This is a genomic window from Ligilactobacillus sp. WC1T17 (assembly GCA_900110005.1).
GTDB classification, from domain to species: Bacteria; Bacillota; Bacilli; order Lactobacillales; family Lactobacillaceae; genus Ligilactobacillus; species Ligilactobacillus ruminis_A.
The window spans coordinates 1-1,487 of record FOCC01000024.1 but is presented as its reverse complement, the minus strand read 5'-3'; the positions used below and the strand labels follow the sequence as shown (position 1 = coordinate 1,487).

The following is a 1,487-nucleotide window of genomic DNA, read 5'->3' as shown; positions in this document are numbered from 1 at the left end:
CTGAAGAAATGATGAGCTTCACTAAGAGCAACATCTTGGTACAAGCAGCAACATCAATGCTTTCCCAAGCAAACTCCATGCCTAACTCAGTTTTGACACTTCTTCAAGGCTAATCAAGTTAGTTTTATTAAAAAACAGGGTTCTAAGTTATTTAGAGCCCTGTTTTTTTATGTCAAAAAAAGCCATCAGCTTTACTGATGGCCTTGGAAAGCTTATTTTAATTGCTGTAGGCGGGACACGGCTTGAGGATAGTTGGGACATTTAAGGTAATATTGTTTAGCTAAGTCAAGTTGGCCCAAGACTTCGTAGATAACACCGATATTGTAAAAGGAAGCCCAGCTGTTAGCGCCTGGCTGACTGGCTTCTTTGAAGGTGGTTGCCTTAAGAAAACTGTTGACAGCTTCTTGGAAATTTCCCAAATTCATATAGATATGGCCAAATAAAAAATAACCGTCGGCATCAGCAAAAGGATAACCATAATGGTTCACTAATTCGGCTGCTTTTTGAGCTTGGTTTAATTTCAGCAAATCAAAGCATAAATTATCAAGACAAATTCTAAAATAGGCGAATTTAGGATTAATTTGCGGCAAAGCTTTCGTATAAGTGTTGACAGCTTTTTGATATTCAGCTTGGATATCAAATGATTTGCCTAGTTGAAAATAAAGATAGCTGTCAGGCTTTTTTTTAATTTCAGTTTCCAGCATCTTTTGATAGGTTTTGGCTTTTTTCTGTTGGGCTATTTCATCTTGGTAGCCATAGTGGTCTAGAGTTAGGGGCAAGTCTACATGTGAGAAAGCTTGCTTATTTTTAGGTACAATCTGTTCATGAACAGTTCCCTGCCAAAAAAAGACTTGGCGGTTATATATCCTGGTAACAGTTTCTAAGCGTTTCGTATGATCGGCTAAAAGGCTGTAGCGCTTCATCTGTCCCAATGCTTGGGGATTTTGCTTTAGCAGCGTTTTTAGTTTAGCCTCATCTAGGCTGGTAATAACTTCGTCAGAATCAAGCGCAAATATTAAATCATAGCCGGCCTTTTGAGCTGCAAAATTACGTGCTTGGGAAAAATCATTAACCCAAGTGAAGTGAAAAAGTTTAACTGGGTAATGCTTTAAAATATCTAAGGTTTGATCAGTTGAACCAGTATCGACCACAATGATATCAGTGAAATATTTGCTGACTGAATCAAGACATCTGGCCAAAGTTTGTGCGCTATTTTTGGTTAAAAGGCAGACGGAAATAGGTAGTGACAATAAAATTCCTCCCTAGTTTAAAGTTTAACTTTAGTGTAGCATACATAATTTATAAAAAAGTAAAAAAGGGGCTTAAATTTTTGGAAACTTCTCCGATACTATTAACATGAATGGTTAATAGTATTTAGATAACCAGGATCATAAGGAGGAAACAATTATGCGTATTAATACAAACGTAGCTGCCATGAACACATACTCACGTTTAACAGCAGCAACAGAAGCAAAGGCAAGTTCTCT

Annotated in this window: 2 protein-coding genes; one reads left to right on the top strand and one right to left on the bottom strand. The window is 37.2% G+C overall.

Annotation, left to right across the window (positions count from 1 at the left end; translation table 11 throughout):
• A partial coding sequence (locus BMX26_RS09335; RefSeq protein WP_412771418.1) for a flagellin occupies window positions 1–113 on the top strand: 113 nt, incomplete at its 5' end.
• A 99-nt stretch (window positions 114–212) separates the two neighbouring features.
• Here the strand turns inward: BMX26_RS09335 and BMX26_RS09330 are convergent.
• A complete protein-coding gene (locus BMX26_RS09330; protein ID WP_075531145.1) occupies window positions 213–1,250 on the bottom strand; it encodes a glycosyltransferase family 2 protein in 1,038 nt (345 codons plus the stop codon).
• Window positions 1,251–1,487 lie beyond the last annotated feature (237 nt).